Source organism: Mannheimia sp. ZY171111 (assembly GCF_017750945.1).
GTDB classification, from domain to species: domain Bacteria; phylum Pseudomonadota; class Gammaproteobacteria; order Enterobacterales; family Pasteurellaceae; genus Mannheimia; species Mannheimia pernigra.
In genome coordinates this window covers 1,812,028-1,837,907 of the sequence record NZ_CP046532.1, presented here as the reverse complement: position 1 = coordinate 1,837,907, position 25,880 = coordinate 1,812,028, and the positions used below count along the sequence as shown (strand labels likewise).

Sequence of the window (25,880 nt, the reverse complement as noted above, 5' to 3'; positions counted from 1 at the left end):
ATGAAAAATTCAGCACCCAAAAAGATTAATGACATTTTACAGCACTCGACATTAAGTAAAATTGTCGAAAAAGCCAATTTTATTAATGAGTTAAATCAAAAAATTCGGAAAATATTGCCAGAATCCTATCGTGGGCTTTACCGTGTGGCAAATTTAGTTGATAATCAGCTCATTATTAATGTACAAAGTGCCACTGTAAGACAAGGTTTATTGTTACAACAAACCGCCCTGTTAGCACAAATACAAAATGACTTACCTGAAATAACCCTGCTTGAATTTAGAGTGAATCCAAGCGTTAGATAATTAAGGAAAATGATATGAAAAAAATCGCATTAATTGGGTTTACTACGACGATATTAGCTGGATGTTCATCATTACCACAAAAAAGTGTAATGGGCACCTATGCGGGCGAATTTCCTTGTGCCGACTGCGAGAAAATCCAAGCGCAGCTCACCTTAAATGCTGATAGAACTTATCAATACGACACCATCTATTTCAAAAACAAAAAAGAATATGTTTATCGTGATAAAGGCACATACATCTGGGAACCAAACAAATCAAATGTTATCCGTTTAGAACAAACCTCTGGTGGCCTAGCATTCCAAATATCAGATAGGTATGTAGAGCTTTGCGATCCAAACGGTAATACGGTAAAAAATACAAACAATTATAAATTGAACAAGATCCGTTAACGCATTCTACTAATAAAGAGATTCTTAAGAATCTCTTTATTATTTCTAGCCATTAAGTATAAAAAATCCCCAAGTGAATATACTTGGGGAGAATCTCAAAATAAAAAAGCATTCTACTTTCTTATTTAATCAAGGAAATATCTATGAAAACAGTAAGGAGTCTTTCACTGTTAATGGCGGTGAGAGGGGGATTCGAACCCCCGATACAGTTTCCCATATACACGCTTTCCAGGCGTGCTCCTTCAACCACTCGGACATCTCACCTAACAACATAAAGAGGGCGTAAATATAGCAATATTGCTATATAATTTCAAGTATTTTCTTTACAAAATAAATTAAATCAATTTTGAGATAATTAGTGTCCAACACCTAAACAATTCGGTGATTTCGGCACAACACCGCCTATTTCAGCCCATTCACTTTTGGTGTATAAATGCAGTGCTAATGCGTGAACGCCATTTTTTAATTCTTCGTTCAAACAAGCATAAACTGCTTGATGACGAGCTACTGCTCTCTTGCCTTCAAATTTATCCGAGACTAAAGTGAGCTTAAAATGAGATTCAGCGCCTCTACCTGAACTGTGCATATAGCTTTCATTTTCGATATTTAACAGAATTGGCGAAAAATCTTTGTTGATTTTCTCAATAATGGTTTGTTCTATTAACATTTTTTTCTCTTTCATTGAAAATTAATGGCTAAATGATACTATACTAGGAAAAATTTTCCCATAATTTAGTAAATAGAAGGATTTATTATGAAATTATCTAAAAAAACCTTAGTTTTCACAACTACCTTTGCAGCTGCTTTATTAGCAGGCTGTCAAAGCCAATCAAATATTTTAACTTTTGCAACACCAACGCCAACCGCTGTGTTTAATACAAATAATCAAACTGCTGCCGTGAATGTAATGACACAAGACTTACGCACTTCTCGCGAAATTGCAAGCTATATCAAAAATGGCGAACTTATTCGTTTAACCGCTGTGCCTGAAGTAGCCGCAATGTTCCAACAAGCGGTGCAACAAGACCTTAACGCAAAAGGATTCCAAATTGTGCAAGGTGCAGCAAATGCCAATGTAACGGTTAATATTCGCCGATTCTTTGCCACTATTGAACAAGGTAATCTACGCTACAAAGCGGATGCACAAGTCGGTGTTGAAGTCACAGTTCAAGGACCAAAAGGAAATTTCAGCAAAAACTTCAACGCAACACGTGGTTATGAATCTGTATTTAATGCAAATAATGATGAAATCAAAAAAGTCTTAGATCAAGCCTATTCTGACGTTGTGAAAGCGATTTATAACGACAATGAAATCGCCGCTGCAATTCATCAATTCAAATAAGTTATTTTGTAAGCGGTTAAATTCCCTTAGTTTTTTGTAAAATTGAGGGAATTTAACCACTTGTTTTGAGAAGCTAAACATCGCCTACAAAATTTAATTTACTATTCGGGCATTTCCATTTAATACAATCGTAAAAAAATGAATATGCCTTGGATATTTTATATAGATATAAAAATGAGAATCCCAAGAATTTACCACCCAGAGCCGTTAGCAAATCAGCAAACTTGTATGTTAAGTGAAGATGCACTCAATCATATTGGACGAGTGTTGCGAATGAAAGCTGGGGAGCAAATTATTTTATTTGATGGTTCAAACCATATATTTAATGCGACTTTACAAGCGGTCGAAAAAAAGCAAATTATTGCAAAAATCTCTTCCAGTGAATTAGATAATAGGGAATCCAATTTGCCAATTCATTTAGGGCAAGTCATCTCTCGAGGCGATAGAATGGAATTTACCATTCAAAAATCAGTAGAATTGGGCGTAAAAATAATTACTCCACTTTGGTCAGAGCGTTGTGGCGTGAAGCTCAATGATGAGCGACAAGATAAAAAACTGCAACAATGGCAAAAAATTGCGATTGCAGCTTGCGAGCAATGTGGGCGAAACGAAATTCCTGAAATTCGCCCGATGATGAAACTCACCGATTGGTGCAAAGAGCAAGATGGAATGCTGAAACTCAATCTTCACCCAAGAGCAAAATATACCATTCGCGAACTGTCAAATGTGCCAAGTTCGGGAGTTCGTTTATTGATTGGCTCAGAAGGGGGATTATCTGCTAAAGAAATTATGATGACAGAAAATGAGGGCTTTACTGAAGTTCTGTTAGGTAAACGTATATTACGCACAGAAACTGCCTCACTTGCTGCAATCACCGCCCTGCAAGTTTGTTTTGGAGACATTTAATACTCATGCTAGAAAATCTACAAGGTAAATTTTTAATTGCCACACCAGAAATGGATGATGATTATTTTGAACGCACCGTTATCTATATTTGTGAACATAATCAGCAAGGGGCAATGGGTGTTGTCATCAATACCCCCACGGATCTTTCAGTGCTAGAATTGATTACCCGTATGGATTTCCAGATGGCAAATCAGCGTGATTATAATAAAGATCAAATGGTGTTAAGCGGCGGGCCTGTCAATCAAGATCGTGGTTTTATTATCCACACCAAGACGGAAAATGATTTTATCCATACTTATCCAATCACGGATAAAATTACACTCACCACATCAGGCGATGTATTAAACGCTTTCGGTACGCCAGAATCGCCAGAAAAATTTATTGTTTGTTTAGGCTGTTCAACGTGGAAGGCTAACCAACTTGAGCACGAAATTGCTCAAAATTATTGGATTGTGTCTGAGGCGAATGAAAAAACGTTGTTTGAAACAGGCTATTTAGAGCGGTGGTCAACCGCCTATGAAATGATGGGCATTTCAGGTCTACCAGCTAGAGCGGGAAGAGCCTAATGTCTGAAATATTAATTGCATTTGATTTCGGTACAAATAGCATTGGGTGTGCAGTCGGGCAAAACATTACTGGCACTGCTCAAAGTTTGGGTGCATTCAAAGCCCAAGATGGCATTCCAAAATGGGAAGAAATCGGTAAACTCTTGCAAGAATGGAAGCCCGATAGATTAGTCGTTGGTTTACCGTTAAATATGGATGGAACAGAACAGCCTTTAACTCAACGTGCGAGGAAATTTGCCAACCGTTTAAATGGACGCTTTAATTTGCCTGTTGAATTACAAGACGAACGCTTAACCACGGTTGAGGCAAGAGCTGAAATTTTTTCTCGAGGTGGCTACAAAGCATTAAAAAAGGGCAAAGTGGATTCTATTTCCGCTTGTTTAATTTTAGAAAGTTGGTTTGAAAATCAGTAATTTGCAAAAAAATTACCATTTTTAACCGCTTGTAAAAGGATATTTATGATATTTTCATCTAGTCGCAGCTTAGTTTCAATTGCTGCAAGCATTATTATTTTAGCGGGTATTAAATTATCTAGCGAAATTGTCATACCGTTTCTGCTCGCTCTTTTCATTGCGATAATTTGCTCGCCAATGATTAATTTTATGATGAAGCGGAAAATTCCACTGTGGTTAGCAATTACGCTCTTGCTCGTTGTTATTCTATTAGGCTTTACCTTTTTTGCAGGCATTATTAATAGCTCATTGCAAGAGTTTACTAGCTCAATACCGCAATACAAAACACAGCTATCAACCCGAGTTCGTTCGCTTTTAGTATTTGCTCAAGAATGGAATTTGCCTATTCATATTTCACAAGAAGAACTGATGAGTAAATTTGATCCAAGCTCAATTATGAATTTGGTGAGCTCTTTACTGTTTGGGCTTTCTGGCACATTATCGAATATTTTTGTGGTGTTTTTAATTGTGATCTTTATGCTAATGGAAATGCCCGTGGCTAAATACAAACTGGCTTTAGCCTTGAGTGACGATGATGATTTACGCAATGAAAAAGAGTATATCAATCAGGTGCTAGAAGGTGTGATTGGCTACCTTGGAGTTAAAACATTTTTAAGCTTGCTGACAGGTCTTTTAGTATGGATTTTATTAGAAATATTAGACGTACAATACGCAATTTTATGGGCAATGTTTAGCTTCCTACTTAACTATGTTCCTAATATAGGTTCCGTTTTAGCAGGCATTCCAATTATTATTCAAGCGTTTTTACTTAACGGTCTTTCAATAGGGCTTGGTACATTAATCGGGATTGTTACAATTAATATGATTATAGGCAATGCCCTAGAGCCTCGCTTAATGGGCAAAAAATTAGGGCTTTCAACTCTCGTGGTATTCCTTTCACTACTGTTTTGGGGTTGGCTGCTTGGGGCGGTAGGAATGCTACTTTCTGTTCCTTTAACAATGGCTTGTAAAGTAGCATTAGAGTCAAACAAAAGCACAAAAAAATATGCGGTATTATTCAGTGATTTAGAAGAAGTACCAAGAGGCAAAAAATACCGCTAAATTTGCTTGACGCGAAAAAAAGAGTTGCTAAAATCTGCCACTCTTTTTTATTTCTAAAATTAAATAAATAAGATTGTTCGGATGAAGGTAGCTGGAGAGAAATGAATTAACATTTCACCGACGAGGTAAACTCTTTCAGGTGCAGCTTTAATTTTGAGCTGCGAGGACAGTTACTGGACGAACCCTTGGAGAGAGCTGATTAAATATCAGCCGCCGAAGGCGAAAATACAATAATGTGTGAAACGCTCAGGCAAAAGGACAGGGGAGAAAAGTAAAATCTATTTAGTGGTACAGCATTTTTACATTTGCAAAAAATGGCTTGATTTTGACCGCTTGTATTCTAATTCCTGCTTTTCTTTCCTTGTAAGCTATTTTTACGAGGAGTATTTAATGTCATTAGACGCAATTCTTAATCAAATCAACAATATTATTTGGGGAGCTCCACTACTGATTTTAATATCAGGCGTAGGGTTATACTTCACACTTTCACTCAAAGGCATTCAATTAAGTCAACTTGGACGAGCTTTTGTTTATATGTTCAAGCCTGAAAAAGGAAAAGGGCAATCAGGGGATATTTCAGCTTTTGCAGCGCTTTCTACCGCACTTGCCGCAACTATCGGGACGGGGAACATTGTCGGTGTAGCTACCGCTATTCATTCGGGCGGACCTGGTGCATTATTTTGGATGTGGCTTATTGCACTATTTGGTATGGCAACTAAATACGCTGAAGGCTTGCTTGCGATTAAATATCGTACTAAAGATAAAGCAGGCTTTGTAGCAGGTGGGCCGATGTACTATATTGAATTAGGAATGGGCAAAAAATGGCGTTGGCTTGCTAAAGCCTTTGCCTTTTTCGGTGTACTGGTTGCCCTACTCGGCGTAGGAACATTCCCACAGGTAAACGGCATTACCGCCTCTTTGGAATCTACCTTTGATGTGCCGATTATTTTCAGTGCCATTATTTTAACCTTAGTGGTTGCGGTAATTATTTTAGGCGGCGTGAAACGCATCTCTAAAATTGCAACAATTATCGTACCATTTATGGCGATTGGCTATGTGGTTGCGTCACTCTGTGTGATTTTAATCCACGCCGAGAAAGTACCAGCGGCAATTACCACCATTATTCACGCGGCGTTCAATCCGCAAGCCGCACTTGGTGGAGCGTTCGGCTTTACCGTAATGCAAGCGATTCAATATGGTGTTGCCCGAGGTATTTTCTCAAACGAATCAGGCCTGGGCTCAGCACCTATCGCTGCCGCAGCAGCCCAAACCAAAGAGCCTGTGCGACAAGGCTTAATTTCAATGACTGGCACGTTTTTAGACACCATTATCGTCTGTACAATGACAGGCTTAGTGATTGTGATTTCAGGGGCGTGGACAACAGATGTAAAAGGGGCGGTTTTAACCACCACTGCCTTCACGCAAGGCTTAGATAGCTCGTTTGGTGCAGTGATTGTCACGCTTGCATTAGTATTTTTCGCATTCACCACCATTCTCGGTTGGTGCTACTACGGCGAACGCTGCTTTGTTTACTTAACCAAAGGCAAAACCCAATTTCTGAAGTTCTACCGTTTGCTGTTTATCGGTTTGATTGCCACTGCCCCATTTTTAAAATTGGATACCATTTGGACGATCGCCGATATTCTCAACGGCCTAATGGCATTCCCAAACCTGATTGCCCTGCTTGCTCTACGCAAAGTGATTTTGGCGGAAACAAAAAATTTCTTCTCTAGGCTGAAAAAAGAGAAATAAACTAAAAAAACGGATAAAATAGAGGGTGTTCTGCCTCTATTTTTTATTTATGAAATTTTTCTACACACTGATTTTTGCTTTATTGCTATCAAGCGCCCACGCAGCCGACCGCTACTTGCAGTGTAAAGTAGTGGGAATTAGTGACGGCGACACCTTAACTTGTCTTTTAAATAAAAGCAAGCTCAAGGTCCGCTTGGTGCATATTGACGCTCCCGAACAGCCTCAGCCCTACGGCAATAGTGCGAAACAAGCCTTGTTAAAATTGGTGTTTCGCAAAAAAGTAACAATTGTGGTAAAAGGCCACGACCACTATCAACGCATCTTAGCAGAAGTTTATTTGCATAATGGGCAAAATGTTAATTTGAAGTTAGTGGAAATGGGAATGGCGTGGGCATATCAATCATCCAAACCTCAATATGAGCAAGCACAACAACGGGCAAAAACAGCGAGAGTTGGCTTATGGCAAGACAGCTCTCCCGTTCCACCAAGCGAATGGCGAAAACAAAACGTGCCTCAACAAGCGGTCAAAAATCGTAAAAATTTTGCAAATCTACCTAAAGCTATCAACTGCCATAAGAAACTAAAGTGTAATGAAATTAACAATTATGAGCTTGCTAAATGTTACTTTCAACAATGTGGCTGGAAAGCACTAGACGGTAACAATGACGGCATTCCGTGCAATACACTTTATTGGAAATCAAAACGTAAACATTAATTTAACATTCATTCAACGCAATAATTCTATCTGTTGATTGAATGGTAGATTGTCTATGAGCAATAACAATCCTTGTTATATTAATTTGTGAAATAGCTTGATTAACAAGCTTCTCATTCTCTTCATCTAAATGGCTGGTGGCTTCATCCATCAATAGAATTTTTGGCTTTTTATATAAGGCTCGGGCAATAAAAAGCCGCTGGCGTTGTCCTCCAGAGAGGTTATTTCCTAGCTCCCCCAACAGCGTTTCATAGCTCATCGGCATTGCCATAATATCCTCGTGAATATTCGCCAGTTTAGCACATTCCATCGCCCATTCTCTGTCATAGTGATTTTCAAAGCTAACAATATTTTCCAAAATAGAGCCTGAAAAGAATTTATCTTCCTGTAATACACAGGCAATGTGTGTTCGGTAACGGTTTGAACCCATTTGGTGAATATCCATATCGTTAAATAAAAGCATACCTGAAGTCGGTTTTAATAAGCCTGCCATCAATTTTAATAGTGTGGTTTTTCCATAACCTGATGGAGCGGTAATTGCCACACTTTCACCACTATTTATTGTTAAATTCAAATTTTCAATCACATTTTTTGTTAAATTCAAATTTTCAATCACATTTTTTGCAAAAGGGTCATATTTAAAGCAGAGATCTTTAATTTCCAATTTAGCTTGTTGATGTTCGTCTAAATCCATTTGATATTTGCTGCTATCTTCAACCTCATTTAAAGCAATATCAGCAATTCGTTCCCGATGAAGTGAAAGGATTTTTAAATTAAAGATAATATCAATCAAATTTCCCATTCGGGAAGAGAAAGAACCTCTATAAGCATTAAAAGCCACAAACATACCTAGCGTCATCACATTTTCAATTACCATAGTAGCTCCAATCCATAAAATCAGAATTTGCTCAATGGTGGAAATAAAGGTATGAATACCTGAAAACAGCATATTAAATTTAGTAACTTTGATAGAGGTATTAAACTCATCGGCATTGAGCGACATCCATTGCTCTTGGCGTTTATTTTCTAACCCTAGTGATTTTAAGGTGGTGATACCATATAAGGTTTCCATAAAATGAGAATGTGCTTTTGCTCCTTTAATAATCTGTTCTTCATTCAGTTGGCGGTAAATCAAATAAGTAACCATTCGGAGAATAAAATAGATAAAGGAAAAGGCTAGCACTACCCAAAACAGCCAACCACCATATAGCACCATCATAATAATTAGGCTGATAATCATAATGGTATCAATAATTGTAGCAATAATGCTCGAAGTTAAGGTTTTCTGAATCGTTTTTAATGAACTAAATCGGGAGTGAATATCACCCACTTGGCGTTTTTCAAAGAAATCAAGCGGTAATTTTAATAAATGGGAAAAGAAGCTTGATGTCCACTGAAAATCAATTAAGTAGTTCATTTTCAACGAAATCCAAGCCCTAAACATACTGACGGCAGTTCTGAAGAAAGTAAATAAAAACAAGCCGATACAGATAATCAGCAATAGTGACTGATCTTTAGCGTGCATCACATGATCCATCACTAACTGTGTACCTATCGGCATAAGTAATGCGATCAGTTCAATCAGCATAGAAAGAGCAAAAATTTTAACTAATGCCCCTTTAATACCAGAAATACCTTTGAATGTTTCATAGAGGCTAATTGTATTTTCATTTTTCTGCTTTTCAAATTTCACTTCCGACCACACTTCTAATGCCACACCAGTAAAGTGGTTGGAAAATTCGGCACGGGATAATTTTCGTTTACCGAAAGCCGGGTCGTGAACCGTGAAATGGGTTTCCGTTACGTGGGTGAGTACAACAAAGTGATTAAAATCCCAATGTAGAATACAAGGTAGACGAAGTTGCGGTACTTCATCTAATTCCAATGAAAGAGGGCGGGTAACAAAGCCACAATCATTAGCAATAGAAATTAAAGTATGTAGCGTGACGCCACGAGAGGAAGTCCCATATTGGCTACGCAGCTCAAAGAGATTGGTACTTTTATCGTAATACCCCAACATCATTGCCAAGCAAGCTAAACCGCATTCTGCCGTTTCGGTTTGTAAAATGACAGGCATTTTTCGCCGAAAGCCGAATTTTAACTGTTCAATGCCTTTCATTATTGCTCCATATTCTTGCTTAGTTGGTACATAGGGAACAGAATCCACTCATAAAGCTTGCGTTTTTCTAAAAACAGCGTGGCTTCGGCTTTCATTCCACTCATAAAATAGAGGGTGGTATCGTGATATTTTACGCTTTGGTCGGCAAGCTCAATTAAAATTTTATAAAGCGGAATACCTTGCTCTAAATTTGCAGGGAGATTTTTATAAAAACTCAGCTCTTGAAGAGAGGCGGGTAAAGTAGAAATTGAGGTGATTTTGCCCTTAAACTGCCCGAATTTTTCAAACGGAAAAGCCTCATAGCGAATATTCACCTCATCGCCTTGTTTAATAAATGAAATGGCACTATTTGGTACCCACATTACTAGCTGATAATTTCCTTTATTCTGTGGCAGAATTTGTGCAAGCGGGTCATTTTCTTTAATAATTTGCCCAACGGTAACGCTAATGCTTTCAATTTTTCCATCAACTGAAGCATTCACAATAATATCTGAAACAGATTCAAATTCCATTAAACGAATGTTTAAATCGCTTTTTTGCATTTCATAGCGAATAATCTGATTATTAAATTCGGTTTTACGGGTTTCAATTTCATTTTCCAAGCTAAGTTGGGTGGATTTTAATTGAATTAATTCTTGCTTTAATTCATTAAAGAGGGATTTTTGTTGAAAATATCGACTCTTCTGAATATTTACTTCATCATAGCTGGAATGCCCTGCTTTTAATAATTTCTCATAACGCTTTACTAAATCGGCATAGTCATTCATTGTTTTTTCAACTTCAACTAAATAAACCTGTTTATCTTGATAAATTTTTTGATTGTTTTTGATCTGATTTTCAAGGCTATTAATGGTTTCTAACTTATTCTTATTTAAAGCTGTGATCGCTTGTTCTGTTGCTTGAATTTGTGATTTCAGAGAAAGAATAGAATTCACATTAATATTGCCACTATGGGTAATTCTGTCTAAGGTAATTTTAAACAAAGGATCACCTTTTTTCACTTGTGATGAGGCTGAATATAATTTTCGGATATATAACCGGATTTAGGAGCAGAAAGAATAATTGGATGAGCTTGCATTACTAACTCACCAACAACAGTTTCACGGCGGGTATAACTGCCAAAAACAATAAATAAAATAAATGCAGCAAAAATAAAGAAAGAAATGAAAAAGACAAACCAAGCAGGAATTCTGCTAAATAGTACCGCAGTGCTTTTCCATTTTTTTGACTGATATGCAATAGCTTATTTTCTGAACATATAATACCAATTTATACAACTACATTATCATTCTTATTTCTATATACATAAAGATATAATTTTATAAAAAATATAAAGTTAATAAAATAATCATATTAAAAATTTAAACACTACCAGTCTAAAATATATCACAATCGTTTTTGAAGAAAACAATAGGCAATCAGAAAGAAAAAAAACACAATGTCATAAATAGCCACTCCACACTCGAATGGTAACAATGGATAAACAAATCGGTAAATCATAAAATAAATAAACGCAATATAAATTACAGTAACAAATCTCATAAAACACTCGCAATAAAATTTAGTTACATACATTAATTAATCTTACATCTATACAGACAAGATATATTATTCAATGATTGCCACTTATGAAATAAGGCTTATTCTCTCTTAAAAATCTATTATACTCTATTCCTTTCCTAACAGAATCTTTTGCCTTTCCACTTCCATAGGAAAAATAATAACATTCACCATCCTTTTTCTCATATTCTTGACAGTTAACACAAGCAGATAACATTTAAAGGTAATAACGCCCTAAGAATCAATAATAACATCCCATTCACTTATAACCTATATTTATAATTAAAAATAGAGAACAAATAGCTTAACCTAATAAATTATTTTAATATTAGCCTCTATTAGAGGCTAACAAAATAACCATATATGTAAATTCCCACACATTTAACTTAATTTTAGCACACCAATATAAGATAACTGCCAAATAAGCTGGGAAATCTTCTCTCTTTTATCTTCTGATACTTTTTCTAAAATATCATTTAATGAAACTTCCGAACCCTGTTTAAGAGATTTAATAACATCTCCAAACTCTTCGTCAAGAGAAATACCATATCCATTTGAAATTATCTTATTTTCATAACCAAAGTAATGATTTTTGGTTTTAAATGAAATTTTTTGATTTTCCGAAATAGAGTTATATTGATAATTTCCTAAAGTTTCCAAATTAAGTGGCTTTTCAATCCGCTTCTGATCATAAAAATTCTCAATAAATTTGCGATAATTCTCTTTATCTTTAATATATTCTGCTGTGTGTTCTGCCAGCTGTGCTATCAACTCTTTATCTGACTCATAATGCGATAAAGAAGCTCGGGCAATTTCTTTCTCAACCATATTTTGAGATACCCAAGTCAGATAGTTATGAGTATAAGCAGGAAAAATGCCTACAGCTAAATGCACAGTTTCTTCTCCAACAGGAATAGGATCGTGCCACCAGCCACGAGGTAAATAAAGAACATCTCCAGCTTCTAATACAATATCCATATATACATCATCAAGATTAGGAGCATATTCAGGCATATCTTTACTACGATGCATAAACAATGGTTTTTTAAATGTTGGAGTGTGAATAATCCAACGCTTTTTACCCTGCATTTGAACTGCAAAAATATCACGACTATCCAATGGCTTTTAAAAGATCTTTGAGTATTAAACGCAATATATAAACTTGAAAAAATATGACAGCCTGTAAATTGAGCTATCTCTTGAGAGAAGCAATCAACACTTGGTTCATTTACAATACCATTTGCGACTAATGTTGCTCCATCTCTTAAAAAACTATATAAATTTTCCTCTTGAAATTTATAACGAATAGTACCTAGATCATTATATTCTTCTAAATAATCTTTTTTATGAGCCCTTTTCCCTTTATGCATTACCTTAATTGCATCCTCAGAAATTAAATCACAGCGAGGTAATATTTCATTTATTGACTTCCAAGAAAGTAAATCTTTCTGAGATATTGCTCCTTTCATTAAAAGTGGTTTTTTCTCAAAATAGTTTTCACGAAATTCTTGATAAGAAATTGGAAATTGAATTTTCATAATATACTCTCTTATTGATAATCACATCCATCACCATAATCCGAACCTGATTGATTGCAACTCGCCTTTATACCAATACTATTTTTGATACCTTGAGAAGTACTTTTATACAAGCCCTCCCCCATACCACCACCTAAAGCAGATAAGGTTGACACTGTCACCGCACCAGCTTTCATTGTTGCTCCAATACCGCCACCAATAGCCCCACCTATAGCTGATGCTCCCAAACTCTCCCAAGTCATTTTTTCCCCAGAAATCATACTATTCCCAACATAATATGCAGCTCCAGCAACAGCTCCTACAATAACAGGTGCAAAGCCTGCCGAAACAAATTGGCAATCCTCAATTTTTAACTCTTTCATAAGAGATATTCCTCTATAATGTTTATAATTACAACAAATACTATTAGAACTATAGCCTCAATAACATCTTGTACATTTTTATTTTTTACAATCTTCTTTACAAGAAGAATAGACACAATTCTTGATAATATGAATGGGATAATCAATATAAGTAATATTTTTTCAAAAATCATATTTATCTAGCCGTATAAACTAAAATACTAGTGGTAGGGTGGTATAATTTAGTTCCCACATATGATGCAATACCAGCACCAGCCCACCACAAAAAAGGGGCTATGCCTCCATATATTATTTCACAATCCTTAATACTAAGATCTTTCATTTTCTCTCCTCTTATTTATTTTTAAATAAAATAGCTCTTATATGTCCCAAGTAAAATTATTATAAATAAATATATTATTATTTGGCATTTGTCATTTTTTTCCTTACTCATATCTAACTTACTAAGCAACAGTACATCTACAACTTTCACAAAAATAACAGGCAATACTATAACTAATATCAAAATAGAAAAATCCACCATACTCTCTCCATTAAAGTATTTCAACCTACTTTATACATTACTTTAATTGCATCTTCAGAAAGTAAATCACAACGAAGTAATACTTCATTGATAGCCCTCCAAGAAAGCAAATCTTGCCTCTCTATAGCACCTTTAATTAAAAACGTTTTTTCTCAAAATAGTTTTCACGAAATTCTTGATAAGAAATTGGAAATTGAATTTTCATTTTCATCTCCACTAGCCTTGATAATCTGTACCATCACCACAATCGTAGTTTGAGCCAGATTGGTTATTATTCGTTCTACCTGGAACTCCAAACGTAGGCTTTATTGGTAAAGATGATGGAATTAATTCTTTTACACCGCTAGGTAAAGAATTTTCATGTATTGTAATAGGTAGGCTCCTCGCTAAATCAAGGGCTAAATTAACAGAAGTACTTGATAAACCGCCTAAAGCCCCCCTCTTGCAAACCCTGTAGCAAAAGCAACGCCATAAGATACAAGATCTGGTTGATTAGCCTTATTTTCAGAATTCCCTCCAACTACTAAGCTTAATTGTAAAATTGATAGTTCTTTCATTTCATTCTCCCTTTAATCTAATTCTGATCACAAAAACCAATATTAAAAATAATTCTAAAAATAATACTATACTTACAACATCTTCCACAATATATAAAACATTAAGTTCCTTCATATATCCATCTTTTATAAAAAAGAAAAAATTAGACAGCATCAAAAAAAACAAAACCTTCCATATAGTTTTTTTCATAAAAAAATAAAGACTATTATTTGCTGACATACAAATATCCTTATATACAAAAGGAAGCAAAATACTTGATGTAAAAAACAATACTTTAAGATACATAAAAACCTCACATACAAACATATTACAGCATTAAATATAAAACTAAAAACTCAGCTAAAATAAACGTCACACTTTTAACAAAAAAGTGACTATTTTCTTAAAATAATTAAAAAATAATATTCCAAAATAAAAATAAGCAACATGCACATTAAAAATGATGATATTATTAAAGATATACAATATATAAAAATATAAAACAAAAATATATTTATGATTTTATTATTTAAAAAAAGGTTTCATATAACCTCCCTTAGGTTAAAATAAATAGAATATATTTCAGAGCATTCTAAAAAAATATAGATTATCTTATTCTTTTCATACGTTAGTAACGTTTATTTTTTACCCCTCCAAATAGACCATATTTTTTATATGGATTTTATAAAAACAATTTTATTAGTCAACAACAATTTAACAGGAAGTTAACAAAATAAATCCTTTTATTTCTTGAAATGCTTCTTATCTCAAAACATTTCTTTATAATAAGTGCTTTCTTGTTAACTAAATTTTCAAAAAAATCCTAGGAATTAACTTATGCCTAACGCCCTATTCCGTACCCACTTCCCCTTTTTTGAAAAATCGGATGGTTGGACATATTTAGACTCTGCCGCCACAACCCTAAAGCCTAATGTACTTATTCAAGCAACAAGTGAGTTTTACTCCTCTGCGGGTTCAGTGCATCGCAGTCAGTACGATTTACCACAAACGGAACAATATGAACTGGCTCGTGATTTAGTTGCAAAACGCTTCAATGTAGAAACTTGTGAAGCAGTGATTTGGACGAGTGGCACAACCCAAAGTATCAATATAGTCGCTTATGGCTTAGAACATCGAATTAAGCAAGGTGATGAAATTGTGATTTCGGTGGCAGAACATCACGCCAATTTTATTCCTTGGCAGCAACTGGCAGAACGTACCAGGGCAAAACTTATTGTGTTACCGCTTAATGACAAATATCAAATTGAGCCTGAAGCACTTAAAAATGCGTTATCGAAAAAAACCAAAATCGTTGCCTTTAATTTGGTTTCCAATGTTACAGGCGTTCGCCAAGCGGCAGAGCAACTTATTCCGATGATTCGCCAATATTCTTCCGCTAAAGTTATGTTGGATATAGCTCAAGCGGTGTGCTGCGAACAAGTTGATGTGCAAAAACTTGGTGCTGATTTTTACGCCTTTTCCGCACACAAAATGTATGGACCAAACGGTGTGGGCGTACTAACAGGTAAATTGCAAAGTTTGGAGCAAATTCGACCGCTTGTATTTGGCGGAAAAATGTTGAAAAACATTACGGAAGATGAGCTGATTGTGGCAGATTTGCCTTATCGTTTAGAGGCTGGCACGCCAAATATTGCGGGCATTATTGGTTTTGGACAAGTGCTGGCTTGGTTGCAAAATTTCGATCTTTCAAGGCTCAATAATCCGCTTTATGCGTTAGCGGAATACACCCGCAAGCGGTTAAATTCTTATCAAAATGTGCAAATTATCGGGCAACAAAATACGCCAACCATTAGCTTTATCATTGAAAATCAGCACCCTGCTGATATTGCCGCTTTTCTTACTCAACGTCGGATTGCTATCCGCCAAGGTGAACATTGTGCGAAACCTTATTTGCGTTATTTACAAGAAAGTGGCACGCTTCGCCTTTCTCTGGCTCATTACAATACAAAAGAAGATATTGAGCATTTTTTCAACGCTTTAGATTTAGCGTTGGAAATTTTACAATAAAGCTAAGCTAAATCAAAAAATACACATTTTTTAGTAGAATGAAAAGGCTGAATATTGTAATCTTTACCTCAGTTTTCATTTTAAATTTAATTTATCAACAAGGTGTTTTTAAATGAGTAAAAAAATCAAAAAAATCGCGGTATTAACCAGTGGCGGAGATGCACCAGGAATGAATGCTGCCATTCGTGGCGTGGTGCGTTCAGCGTTAAATGAAGGCTTAACTGTTTGTGGTATTCAAGATGGTTACTACGGGCTTTATCACGATAAAGTCCTTCCACTTGATAGACACTCCGTGTCAGAAACGATTAACCGTGGCGGTACATTTTTAGGTTCAGCACGCTTTCCTGATTTCAAACGCCCCGAAGTTCGTAAAAAATGTGTTGAAACATTAAAAAAATATAATATTGATGCATTAGTGGTCATTGGCGGCGATGGCTCTTATATGGGCGCGAAACTCTTAACTGAAGAGTTTGGTTATCCGTGTATTGGGATTCCAGGTACAATTGATAATGATATTGTGGGTACCGACTATACGATTGGTTATCAAACCGCATTAGAAACCGCATTAGCTGCAATTGACCGCCTGCGTGATACATCAAGCTCTCATCAACGTATTTCAATTGTAGAAATTATGGGCCGCCATTGCGGTGATTTAACCCTGAGTGCGGCACTTGCTGGTGGTTGTGAATATGTGATCGTACCAGAAAAAGGGCTAGACAAAGATGCATTAATGAAAAGCATTGAAGATGGGTTCCGCAAAGGAAAACGCCACTCTATTATTGCAATTACTGAATTAATGACGGATGTTCACGCACTGGCAAAAGAGATCGAAGCTCGCTTTGGTAATGAAACCCGAGCAACGGTGTTAGGCCATATTCAACGTGGTGGCACACCTTGTGCATTCGACCGTATTTTAGCCTCCCGTATGGGCGTTTATGCCGTAGAATTATTGCTTCAAGGTTTTGGTGGCCACTGCGTGGGTATCCAAAATGAACAATTAGTTCACCACGATATTATTGATGCGATTAATAATATGCGTCGTCCGTTTAAAGAGGAATTATACGAGACCTCTAGAAAATTATTCTAACACTCCTTAAAATTTTAAAGGCGACTAAAACTAAAATGGTCGCCTTTTTATATTCAAATGTAAGGATTAATGATGTTAAAAGATAAACCCGTGATATCCAACCAACATGGTGCATTAGCAATGGCTATTTTGCCTTTTCTTTATGCCGTAATAAAAAATGGTTTTATGACTTTACACATATTCTTTGGACTTTCTTGGTTATCACTCTATTTTTTCTCTTACCCATTTCTTTCTCTATTTAGCAAAAAAACCACTGAACGCAATAAAAAATGGGCAAAAATTTATTTTGCTTTAAGCTTATTCTTTGCTCTGCCTGTGATTTATCAACAACCTGCTATTTTGCAATTTTTAATCATAATTCTACCGCTTGGATTGATTCAAGTTTACTTTGCAAAACAAAAAGATGAACGGAATTTATGGAATGATATTGCAGGAATTTTAATCTTTGGGGTAATAGGAATGGCAGCGTCTTATCTTGTGACGTCGCAATATCACATTGAGGTTTTACTCCACCCTACACTCTTTTTTATAGCCACCACTTTCTATGTAAAAAGTATGGTACGAGAGCGTAAAAACCCGATTTATATGGAGATCAGCATTGCAACACACTTATTGTTAGCGATAACTTATAGCCTAGTCTCACTACAAGCGCTCTTTTTTGCTTATTTAATTGCAACTGTTCGTGCCATTATTGTGCCAAGTTTAGGGTTAAACGTAAAACAAATTGGAATGTTAGAATTTCCTGTTATGCTGATTTTTTTCATTGCTTTAATATTATAATTTAACCTATAAAAAAACCTCTGGGTTCTTCCAGAGGTTTTTTTATTATTCTTATTGTGCAGCTTGTTGGATTTTATCGCCAGCTTTCTCAACGTCCTTGCCAACACCATCAACTGTATTACATGCTGTTAAAAAAGTTGCACTTGCTAAAATTGCTAATACTAATTTTTTCATAAAACGCTCCTTATTTTTTTGTTTGTTATGAAAACGGCTTCAATATAACAATTTTAAATTACAAAAGCAACACTCTAAATTAATAATCTAATTCATCTTTATAAAGCTTATAATCCTCTTTTAATACTTGAAGTAATTCAACAAAATCATCTGGTAACGGAGCGTGCCATTCCATTAATTCACCTGTAATTGGGTGCTCTAAGCGTAACATAATCGCGTGTAATGCTTGGCGTTGAAAACTGCGTAAAGTCGCTAAAAATGCCTCACTTGCTCCTTTCGGTGGGCGAGGTCTGCCACCATATAGTTGATCGCCTAATAATGGGTGAGCAATATGAGCCATATGGACACGAATTTGGTGAGTACGCCCTGTTTCTAAGCGTAAACGCAGCCGAGTGTAGTTACGAAAACGCTCCATAATACGATAATGCGTTACCGCAGGCTTCCCCATTGGATGTACCGCCATTGCTATGCGTTTTGTAGAATGACGAGCCATTGGCTCATCTACTTTACCACCTTGAGTCATAATACCACTTGCCACTGCTTCATACTCACGAGTAATACGGCGTTTTTGCAATGCTGTAACTAAATGCGTTTGAGCTGGGATATTTTTTGCCACCACCATTAAACCTGTTGTATCTTTATCTAAACGATGCACAATACCTGCTCGTGGCACTTCAGCAATAGGTGGATAATAATGTAACAACGCATTCAATACGGTTCCATCTGGATTGCCAGCTCCTGGGTGAACCACCAACTCTTTCGGTTTATTGATGACAATAATATCGTCATCTTCATATACAATATTGAGTGGAATATCTTGTGGCTCAAAGCGAATTTCTTCCTCAATTTCCGCACTGATTTCAACAGTTTCACCACCAAATACCTTCTCTCGTGCCTTATTGACAATATTGCCGTTTACCTTAACTAAATCACTTTCAATCCATACTTTAATGCGTGAGCGTGAATAGTCTGAAAAAAGTTGTGCTAACGCTTGATCTAAACGAGCACCTAATAAATCTGCAGTAATTTCTGCTGTCAAAATCTTTTGTTGAGTAGTCATTAAAATATAAATCCTAATTAGTCATTTGCTTACTTGCGTGATGTTATATAAAATAGCGAGATGAACTTCATAAGTTATTCTTAGTCTGAGGCTATTGTACATTAACTTTTTGTTTCAGACACTTCATTATAGGTAAAACATATGCGTAAATTTAAAACTCTTGCCACATTAGCATTAGCAGGACTTGTTGTGGGCTGCTCAAGTTCTAATAAAGACATCGAACAATCCAGTGCTCAAGATCTTTATAACAAAGGGCAAACCTATTTACAAAATGGCGATTATAATTCTGCTATTCGTTATTTAGAAGGAATGGGGGCTAAAGGTTTTCAATATTCAGGCTTGGGTGAACAAGCTCAATTAAGTTTAATTTATGCACAGTATAAAGTCGGCGAATATTATAAAGCGTTAGATGCTGCAGAACGTTTTGCTCGCACTTATCCAAATGCGGCGAATATGGATTATGTATTTTATCTTGCAGGCCTTTCAAATGCACGTTTAGGTGACAATTTTATGCAAGATTTCTTTAAGGTAAACAGAGCCTCTCGTGCGGTAGTGAATGTCCGTAATGCTTACGGCAATTTCCAAACTATCGTTAAACACTATCCACAAAGCCAATACGCACAAGATGCCCAAAACTGGATGAACTATTTATTCAACCGTTTAGCAGAACACGAATTATCTATTGTGAAATTCTACAACAAACGAAAAGCTTATGTTGCTGTCGTAAACCGCGTAGAAGAAATGTTACGTTTCTACCCAAATACTGAAGCAACTAAAAATGCACTCCCTTATTTAAAAGAAGCATTTGGACAAATAGGTATTCAAGATTCTCAGCAAAAAACGGAGCTATTAATTAAAGAATACGAGAATAAAACGCTACCAATCCCGACAAAACCTGAATATGGCGAACAATTCTAATTAAAAATAATAGAATATTAGGGGCGAGTTCGCCCCTTTTGGCTTTCTGACTTATTTAAGCTTACTAGGAAATTATGCGAATTTTAGGTATTGAAACCTCTTGTGATGAAACTGGCGTTGCTATTTATGATGGAAAAAAAGGCTTAGTAGCAAACCAGCTTTATAGCCAAATTGATCTGCACGCTGATTACGGTGGTGTTGTGCCCGAACTTGCCTCTCGGGATCATATACGCAAAACACTTCCGTTAATCCAAGCAGCTTTAAAAGAAGCCAATCTTCAGCCTTGTGATATTGACGGTATTGCCTATACGGCAGGTCCTGGTTTAGTTGGTGCATTATTAGTAGGTTCAACTATTGCTCGCTCTCTAGCTTATGCCTGGAATGTGCCAGCCCTTGGTGTACATCATATGGAGGGGCATTTGCTCGCCCCAATGTTAGAAGAAAATGCCCCCCAATTCCCTTTTATAGCATTGCTTATTTCTGGTGGGCATACTCAATTAGTCAAAGTTGAAGGCGTAGGTCAATATGAACTTTTAGGCGAATCGATTGATGATGCGGCAGGCGAAGCCTTTGATAAAACAGGTAAATTATTAGGCTTAGATTACCCTGCTGGAGTAGCACTATCTAAGCTTGCCGAGTCTGCTACCCCTAATCGTTTTAAATTTCCACGCCCAATGACAGATAGACCAGGCTTAGATTTTAGCTTCTCAGGTTTAAAAACATTTGCCGCCAATACTATTAGGGCAAATCTCAATAAAAATGGCGAGTTAGAAGAACAAACTCGTTGTGATATTGCTCACGCATTCCAACAAGCAGTTGTGGATACTATTTTAATCAAATGCAAACGAGCATTAGAGCAAACTGGTTATAAACGCCTAGTAATGGCTGGTGGCGTAAGTGCTAATAAACAGCTTCGAGCTGATATGGCTGATATGATGAAAAAACTAAAAGGCGAAGTTTTTTATCCTCGCCCGCAGTTTTGTACTGATAATGGTGCAATGATTGCCTACACAGGTTTTTTACGTTTAAAAAGTGGTGAACGCACTGATTTAAGTATTAGCGTAAAACCACGCTGGCCAATGACAGAACTACCCAGAATGAAATAGACTTCAAGCGGTCAGATTTCTTTAAACTTTTTCAAAAATTTAAAGAAATCTGACCGCTTGCAACATATGAATATTAGATAACCCTATCATAAAATTGATGACTTTCAATAACCTACATTAAGATTTAAGGACAGAAAATGAACATAGCACAATTCCATCAAGCCGTAGAGCACGTTTGGCAACAAATTGAAGAGAAAATTGATGATGAAGGTTTATCGATTGATACCGAGATTCAAGGTGCCGTTTGTACTTTAACTTTTGATGATAAATCACAGATCATTATCAATAAACAAGAGGCTATGCTAGAGTTATGGCTTGCCAGTAAATTAGGTGGTATTCACTTTAAAAATGTTGATGGCGAATGGGTAACCGATGAAGGAAATACTTTCTGGCAACATTTAGAAGAGGCTTTTATTCGACATGGCGAAACCGTTTCTTTCTAATAACTGAATTTAGGATGCACCACCTGCATCCTTTTAATCACATTTGCTAACAATACTTGCAAATTTTTCCTCAAAATAAACCGCTTGCAGGCACACGCTGTGCTTCTTGCATATAATAAAATAATGAACACTACCGCAATTTCTGTTTTAAATAATGTCTTTGGCTATCAAAAATTCCGAGACGGGCAAGAAGAAGTGATTAATGCTGTCTTGGAAAATCGTGATTGCCTTGTGATTATGACAACTGGCGGTGGAAAATCCCTTTGCTATCAAGTACCTGCACTTTGTTTGGAAGGGATTACTCTTGTTATTTCACCACTGATTTCTTTAATGAAAGACCAAGTGGATCAACTGATTACTCACGGCATTGAAGCAGCTTATCTAAATTCCACTCAAATGCTTGAAGAGCAGCAATTAGTAGAACAAAAAGCCCTATCGGGACAGTTAAAATTGCTTTATCTTTCTCCTGAAAAAGTGATGACTCAAGGCTTTTTCCACTTTATTTCACTCTGTAAAATTAGTTTTATTGCGGTAGATGAAGCCCATTGCGTTTCTCAATGGGGGCACGATTTTCGTCCTGAATACACACTACTTGGCAGATTGAGAAATACGTTTCCTAGCGTGCCATTAATGGCATTAACTGCAACGGCTGACCCAACAACACGAGCAGATATTCTATACCATTTACGCCTACATTCTCCTCATATCTATCTAGGCAGCTTTGATCGCCCCAATATTCGCTATACGGTACAAGAAAAATTTAAGCCCCTTGAACAACTACTAAAATTTATCAATAAACAGCAAGGAAAAAGTGGCATTATTTATTGTAATAGCCGTAAAAAAGTGGAAGAGATTACGGAAAAACTCTCCTCACGAAATATCAGTGTTATGGGTTATCACGCAGGAATGAGTTTTGAGCAGCGAGAATTCGTACAGAATGCCTTCCAACGAGATGATATTCAAATTGTAGTCGCAACTATCGCCTTTGGTATGGGAATTAATAAATCGAATGTGCGTTTTGTCATACATTTTGATTTACCTCGATCGATTGAATCTTATTATCAAGAAACAGGCAGAGCTGGACGAGATGATCTCCCTTCCGAAGCTATGCTTTTTTACGATCCAAGCGATTATAGCTGGTTACAAAAAATCCTCTTAGAAGAGCCTGAGAGCGAACAACGAGATATTAAACAGCATAAATTACAAGCTATCGGAGAATTTGCCGAATCGCAAACCTGTCGCCGATTAGTCTTGCTTAATTATTTTGGCGAACACAAACAAGAAGATTGTAAAAACTGTGATATTTGCCTAGATCCGCCTCAAAAATATGATGGATTACTTGATGCCCAAAAAGTAATGTCGGTGATTTACCGAACAGGACAAATCTTTGGTCAACACCATATTATTGCCGTATTGCGAGGAATGAATAATCTGAAAATTCGTGAACACAACCACGAACAACTTTCAGTTTATGGTATCGGAAAAGAGCAAAGCCAGCACTATTGGCAAAATGTGGTACGACAACTGATTCACTTAGGGCTGATTTATCAAAATATTGCGAACCATTCGGCTCTCCAATTAACCGAAAGCGCCAGACCTTTCTTACGTGGTGAAAAAACATTACAACTCGCATTACCACGTCTGGGTATTTCAACCACTACATTTATGCAAAAACAAGCTAGTCACCGTTATGACAAAGATCTTTTCGCTCGTCTTCGTTTCTTGCGTAAACAGATTGCCGATAAAGAAAATATTCCGCCTTATATTGTCTTTAATGATGCGACACTACAGGAAATGGCGGAATTTTTACCCGCCTCAAAAATCGAGATGCTTGAAATAAATGGCGTTGGAGAACGAAAATTTGAACGATTTGGCCAAGCATTTATGGCATTAATCAAAGAACATCAAAACAACCGAAAATAGGCACTAAGTCAGCGTTTATTATTGCATACGCATTGAAAATGCTATAGAATTTGCACGCTTATCTGTTTTTTGTACTGCAAAAACAGACACTATGAAAAACTATTTATCCGCTTTACAAGCGGTCAAAAAAGCAATATTTTTTGCATATTGGTTTTGCTAATGACGCTGATGTAAGCCAATATCTCAAGATTGTAAATAAATTTAACAGAAGGAATAAGGCTATTAAACCTGTAAAACGTGTTCAAACAAATCGCGCCCATCGTCTTAATGATGAAATTCGTGGAGTGAAAGAAGTTCGCTTAACTGATGAAAATGGCGAACAAGTTGGTATCGTATCTATTCAAGAAGCATTAAGTCGTGCTGAAGAAGCGGCATTAGACTTAGTGGAAATCAGCCCAAATGCTGAGCCTCCAGTTTGCCGTATTATGAACTACGGTAAATTTATCTACGAAAAAGAAAAAGCCGCAAAAGAACAGAAGAAAAAACAAAAAGTCGTGCAAATCAAGGAAATCAAATTCCGTCCAGGTACGGATGATGGCGACTATAACGTTAAAATGCGTAGTATCGTACGATTCTTGGAAGACGGCGATAAAGTGAAAATTACCGTACGTTTCCGCGGACGTGAGATGGCTCACCAGGAGATCGGTATGGAAGTATTAGAGCGAGTGAAAGCCGATACTGCTGAAATTGCAATGGTGGAATCCGCACCAGGTAAATTGGAAGGTCGCCAAGCGGTAATGGTGATTGCACCGAAGAAAAAATAATTTACTTACTCAATTTGTTCTTGCATAACACGGGCAGTTCCTATAAAATCTGTCCGTTTTTCAATTTGAAAAACCAAAGCAAACAGGCATACTCAGCAGCCTGATTTTGCTTTTATGAATGCAATGTAAATTGCAGAGGACGGTAATAAGAGCCATCAAGTGATTTCTGTAGGAGTAAACACAATTTCCCTACCTGAAATCCGCCTAATTACCAATATTTAACCAAAACAATGCGGAGTTATTTTAACAATGCCTAAAATTAAAACAGTACGTGGTGCTGCTAAGCGTTTCAAAAAGACAGCTTCTGGCGGTTTCAAACGTAAACAATCTCACTTACGTCATATTTTGACTAAGAAAACCACTAAACGTAAACGTCACTTACGTCATAAATCAATGGTAGCGAAAGCTGACCAAGTTTTAGTAGTAGCGTGTTTACCATACGCATAAGCGTAAAACACAAACGTACGAATAGTAATTCTTAGAGACGAAATTTCGTCTACCAAATCAAAATAGACAATTTAGGAGATTAAATAATGGCTCGTGTAAAACGTGGTGTTATTGCAAGAGCACGCCATAAGAAAGTTCTTAAGGCTGCTAAAGGTTATTATGGTGCGCGTTCACGTGTTTATCGCGTTGCGTTCCAAGCTGTAATTAAAGCTGGTCAATATGCTTACCGTGACCGTCGTCAGCGTAAACGTCAATTCCGCCAATTATGGATTGCTCGTATCAATGCTGCAGCACGTCAAAACGGTTTATCTTACAGCAAATTCATCAACGGCTTGAAAAAAGCCTCTGTTGAAATCGATCGTAAGATCTTAGCTGATATCGCAGTATTCGATAAAGTTGCTTTTGCAGCTTTAGTTGAAAAAGCAAAATCTGCTCTTTAATTAAAAAATCAATACTAGGACACCTTAGGGTGTCCTTTTTTATTTATAGCTATTAAGAAGTAAGAAGTAAATGAACAACAAGCGGTCTCATTTAGAATATTTTTTGCAAATATCCATAAGCTGCTTATCACTTATAGGCATTAGAAATATTGTGCTATAAAAAATATAAGGGCTATCAAATAGCCCTTATGTTATAAACTCATTTTATTTAGCTCAGAAGAGCTTAATTAAATCCAGATTTCACTAAATCATCATAACCACCGTGATTGGTTACATTAGTATAGCCTAATTTCTTCAACTCACTCATTGCCACTTCTGCTCTACGCCCTGATCGGCAATAAAGATGAATTGGCTGGTCTTTATCTGGCACAACTTCCGAAATTCGTTCGGCAATTTCAATATGTGTTAAATTGATTGCACCCCTTAAATGCCCTTGCTGAAATTCTTCAGCAGAACGAACATCAATCCAAACACCTGGTGCTTTTTCAAGCTGTACTTGCTTAACGACCGTTTCTTGAGCATTCACCATTATTGGTGTTGCCATTATTAGTCCTAAGATCCAACCTAACCTTTTCATCTTAGCC

The 25,880-nt window shown here is 36.5% G+C and carries 30 protein-coding genes, 1 tRNA gene and 1 riboswitch; of the genes, 19 read left to right on the top strand and 12 right to left on the bottom strand.

Annotated elements, in window-relative coordinates:
• Both GM698_RS08745 and GM698_RS08740 read left to right on the top strand, forming a co-directional pair.
• Complete coding sequence (locus GM698_RS08745) at positions 1–303, top strand: DciA family protein (protein WP_176808735.1); 303 nt, start codon at positions 1–3, stop codon at positions 301–303.
• 14 nt (positions 304–317) lie between these two features.
• Positions 318–692, top strand: a complete 375-nt coding sequence (locus tag GM698_RS08740) for a copper resistance protein NlpE (RefSeq protein ID WP_209289286.1) — start codon at positions 318–320, stop codon at positions 690–692.
• A 174-nt stretch (positions 693–866) separates the two neighbouring features.
• Here GM698_RS08740 and GM698_RS08735 read toward each other — a convergent pair.
• Together GM698_RS08735 and GM698_RS08730 are read right to left on the bottom strand one after the other, a co-directional pair.
• Positions 867–956: transfer RNA gene (locus GM698_RS08735), tRNA-Ser, on the bottom strand.
• A gap of 91 nt (positions 957–1,047) precedes the next feature.
• Positions 1,048–1,359 carry a BolA family transcriptional regulator gene (locus GM698_RS08730; RefSeq protein ID WP_176808737.1) on the bottom strand — a complete coding sequence of 104 codons (312 nt, stop codon included), beginning with the start codon at positions 1,357–1,359 and terminating at the stop codon, positions 1,048–1,050.
• Positions 1,360–1,446: 87 nt separating this feature from the next.
• Between GM698_RS08730 and GM698_RS08725 the strand changes: the two genes are divergently transcribed.
• From GM698_RS08725 to GM698_RS08695, 7 genes are all read left to right on the top strand, one after another.
• Positions 1,447–2,034, top strand: coding sequence for a YajG family lipoprotein (locus GM698_RS08725; RefSeq protein ID WP_159630588.1), 588 nt, complete (start codon positions 1,447–1,449; stop codon positions 2,032–2,034).
• Between the two features lie 174 nt (positions 2,035–2,208).
• Positions 2,209–2,940, top strand: coding sequence for a 16S rRNA (uracil(1498)-N(3))-methyltransferase (gene rsmE, locus GM698_RS08720; protein ID WP_176812685.1), 732 nt, complete (start codon positions 2,209–2,211; stop codon positions 2,938–2,940).
• A 5-nt stretch (positions 2,941–2,945) separates the two neighbouring features.
• Positions 2,946–3,506 (top strand): YqgE/AlgH family protein, encoded by a 561-nt coding sequence (locus tag GM698_RS08715; protein WP_176810186.1) that lies wholly within the window; start codon positions 2,946–2,948, stop codon positions 3,504–3,506.
• Entirely contained in the window at positions 3,506–3,919 is a 414-nt protein-coding gene (gene ruvX / locus GM698_RS08710) for a Holliday junction resolvase RuvX (RefSeq protein ID WP_159630594.1), read from the top strand. Before GM698_RS08715 ends, ruvX begins: the two co-directional genes overlap by 1 nt.
• Positions 3,920–3,964: 45 nt before the next feature.
• Positions 3,965–5,020: an AI-2E family transporter gene (locus tag GM698_RS08705; protein ID WP_159630596.1), complete on the top strand. Its 1,056-nt coding sequence runs from the start codon at positions 3,965–3,967 to the stop codon at positions 5,018–5,020.
• A gap of 175 nt (positions 5,021–5,195) precedes the next feature.
• Positions 5,196–5,292: riboswitch (glycine riboswitch) on the top strand.
• A gap of 118 nt (positions 5,293–5,410) precedes the next feature.
• Positions 5,411–6,772: a sodium:alanine symporter family protein gene (locus GM698_RS08700; protein ID WP_176812687.1), complete on the top strand. Its 1,362-nt coding sequence runs from the start codon at positions 5,411–5,413 to the stop codon at positions 6,770–6,772.
• A 49-nt stretch (positions 6,773–6,821) separates the two neighbouring features.
• The gene (locus GM698_RS08695; protein ID WP_209289285.1) at positions 6,822–7,487 is read left to right on the top strand and encodes a thermonuclease family protein; all 666 of its coding nucleotides are present in this window, start codon (positions 6,822–6,824) and stop codon (positions 7,485–7,487) included.
• 1 nt (position 7,488) lies between these two features.
• On the opposite strand, the gene GM698_RS08690 is transcribed toward GM698_RS08695, so the two are convergent.
• The 7 genes from GM698_RS08690 to GM698_RS08665 all read right to left on the bottom strand — a co-directional run bounded on the left by GM698_RS08690 (position 7,489) and on the right by GM698_RS08665 (position 14,366).
• Entirely contained in the window at positions 7,489–9,606 is a 2,118-nt protein-coding gene (locus GM698_RS08690; RefSeq protein WP_209289284.1) for a peptidase domain-containing ABC transporter, read from the bottom strand.
• Positions 9,606–10,589 (bottom strand): HlyD family secretion protein, encoded by a 984-nt coding sequence (locus tag GM698_RS08685; RefSeq protein ID WP_245189259.1) that lies wholly within the window; start codon positions 10,587–10,589, stop codon positions 9,606–9,608. The genes GM698_RS08690 and GM698_RS08685 overlap by 1 nt, the downstream gene beginning before the upstream one ends.
• A gap of 958 nt (positions 10,590–11,547) precedes the next feature.
• The gene (locus GM698_RS10800) at positions 11,548–12,231 is read right to left on the bottom strand and encodes a JmjC domain-containing protein (RefSeq protein ID WP_371739922.1); all 684 of its coding nucleotides are present in this window, start codon (positions 12,229–12,231) and stop codon (positions 11,548–11,550) included.
• On the bottom strand, positions 12,129–12,704 hold the full coding sequence (locus GM698_RS10795) for a hypothetical protein (protein WP_371739891.1): 576 nt from the start codon (positions 12,702–12,704) through the stop codon (positions 12,129–12,131). Before GM698_RS10795 ends, GM698_RS10800 begins: the two co-directional genes overlap by 103 nt.
• A gap of 11 nt (positions 12,705–12,715) precedes the next feature.
• Positions 12,716–13,066: a hypothetical protein gene (locus GM698_RS08670; protein ID WP_021280430.1), complete on the bottom strand. Its 351-nt coding sequence runs from the start codon at positions 13,064–13,066 to the stop codon at positions 12,716–12,718.
• A 951-nt stretch (positions 13,067–14,017) separates the two neighbouring features.
• Positions 14,018–14,146: a hypothetical protein gene (locus GM698_RS10700; RefSeq protein WP_256437768.1), complete on the bottom strand. Its 129-nt coding sequence runs from the start codon at positions 14,144–14,146 to the stop codon at positions 14,018–14,020.
• A 1-nt stretch (position 14,147) separates the two neighbouring features.
• Complete coding sequence (locus GM698_RS08665) at positions 14,148–14,366, bottom strand: hypothetical protein (RefSeq protein ID WP_209289283.1); 219 nt, start codon at positions 14,364–14,366, stop codon at positions 14,148–14,150.
• Positions 14,367–14,963: 597 nt separating this feature from the next.
• Here GM698_RS08665 and GM698_RS08660 point away from each other — a divergent pair.
• The 3 genes from GM698_RS08660 (at position 14,964) to GM698_RS08650 (ending at position 18,021) form a co-directional block, all read left to right on the top strand.
• The gene (locus GM698_RS08660) at positions 14,964–16,154 is read left to right on the top strand and encodes an aminotransferase class V-fold PLP-dependent enzyme (protein ID WP_176810191.1); all 1,191 of its coding nucleotides are present in this window, start codon (positions 14,964–14,966) and stop codon (positions 16,152–16,154) included.
• Positions 16,155–16,266: 112 nt separating this feature from the next.
• Positions 16,267–17,241, top strand: coding sequence for a 6-phosphofructokinase (pfkA, locus tag GM698_RS08655; protein ID WP_176808744.1), 975 nt, complete (start codon positions 16,267–16,269; stop codon positions 17,239–17,241).
• 72 nt (positions 17,242–17,313) lie between these two features.
• On the top strand, positions 17,314–18,021 hold the full coding sequence (locus GM698_RS08650) for a YwiC-like family protein (protein WP_176812860.1): 708 nt from the start codon (positions 17,314–17,316) through the stop codon (positions 18,019–18,021).
• Positions 18,022–18,072: 51 nt separating this feature from the next.
• Here the strand turns inward: GM698_RS08650 and GM698_RS08645 are convergent, their stop codons facing one another.
• Positions 18,073–18,195, bottom strand: coding sequence for an entericidin A/B family lipoprotein (locus tag GM698_RS08645; RefSeq protein WP_159630616.1), 123 nt, complete (start codon positions 18,193–18,195; stop codon positions 18,073–18,075).
• Positions 18,196–18,274: 79 nt separating this feature from the next.
• Positions 18,275–19,255, bottom strand: a complete 981-nt coding sequence (rluD, locus tag GM698_RS08640; protein ID WP_176808745.1) for a 23S rRNA pseudouridine(1911/1915/1917) synthase RluD — start codon at positions 19,253–19,255, stop codon at positions 18,275–18,277.
• 141 nt (positions 19,256–19,396) lie between these two features.
• On the opposite strand from rluD, the gene GM698_RS08635 reads away from it, so the two are divergent.
• The 7 genes from GM698_RS08635 (at position 19,397) to rplT (ending at position 25,296) form a co-directional block, all read left to right on the top strand.
• The gene (locus tag GM698_RS08635) at positions 19,397–20,173 is read left to right on the top strand and encodes an outer membrane protein assembly factor BamD (RefSeq protein WP_176812691.1); all 777 of its coding nucleotides are present in this window, start codon (positions 19,397–19,399) and stop codon (positions 20,171–20,173) included.
• Between the two features lie 74 nt (positions 20,174–20,247).
• Positions 20,248–21,279 (top strand): tRNA (adenosine(37)-N6)-threonylcarbamoyltransferase complex transferase subunit TsaD, encoded by a 1,032-nt coding sequence (gene tsaD, locus GM698_RS08630; RefSeq protein WP_176808747.1) that lies wholly within the window; start codon positions 20,248–20,250, stop codon positions 21,277–21,279.
• 137 nt (positions 21,280–21,416) lie between these two features.
• Positions 21,417–21,722 (top strand): iron donor protein CyaY, encoded by a 306-nt coding sequence (gene cyaY / locus GM698_RS08625; protein ID WP_159630624.1) that lies wholly within the window; start codon positions 21,417–21,419, stop codon positions 21,720–21,722.
• 123 nt (positions 21,723–21,845) lie between these two features.
• Positions 21,846–23,645 carry a DNA helicase RecQ gene (gene recQ / locus GM698_RS08620; RefSeq protein ID WP_176808748.1) on the top strand — a complete coding sequence of 600 codons (1,800 nt, stop codon included), beginning with the start codon at positions 21,846–21,848 and terminating at the stop codon, positions 23,643–23,645.
• A 221-nt stretch (positions 23,646–23,866) separates the two neighbouring features.
• Positions 23,867–24,409 (top strand): translation initiation factor IF-3, encoded by a 543-nt coding sequence (infC, locus tag GM698_RS08615; protein ID WP_159631301.1) that lies wholly within the window; start codon positions 23,867–23,869, stop codon positions 24,407–24,409.
• Between the two features lie 249 nt (positions 24,410–24,658).
• Positions 24,659–24,856 carry a 50S ribosomal protein L35 gene (rpmI, locus tag GM698_RS08610; RefSeq protein ID WP_005596065.1) on the top strand — a complete coding sequence of 66 codons (198 nt, stop codon included), beginning with the start codon at positions 24,659–24,661 and terminating at the stop codon, positions 24,854–24,856.
• An 86-nt stretch (positions 24,857–24,942) separates the two neighbouring features.
• On the top strand, positions 24,943–25,296 hold the full coding sequence (gene rplT / locus GM698_RS08605) for a 50S ribosomal protein L20 (protein ID WP_005596075.1): 354 nt from the start codon (positions 24,943–24,945) through the stop codon (positions 25,294–25,296).
• Between the two features lie 223 nt (positions 25,297–25,519).
• Here rplT and GM698_RS08600 read toward each other — a convergent pair whose 3' ends face one another.
• Entirely contained in the window at positions 25,520–25,873 is a 354-nt protein-coding gene (locus tag GM698_RS08600) for a rhodanese-like domain-containing protein (protein ID WP_176810196.1), read from the bottom strand.
• Positions 25,874–25,880: the final 7 nt, after the last annotated feature.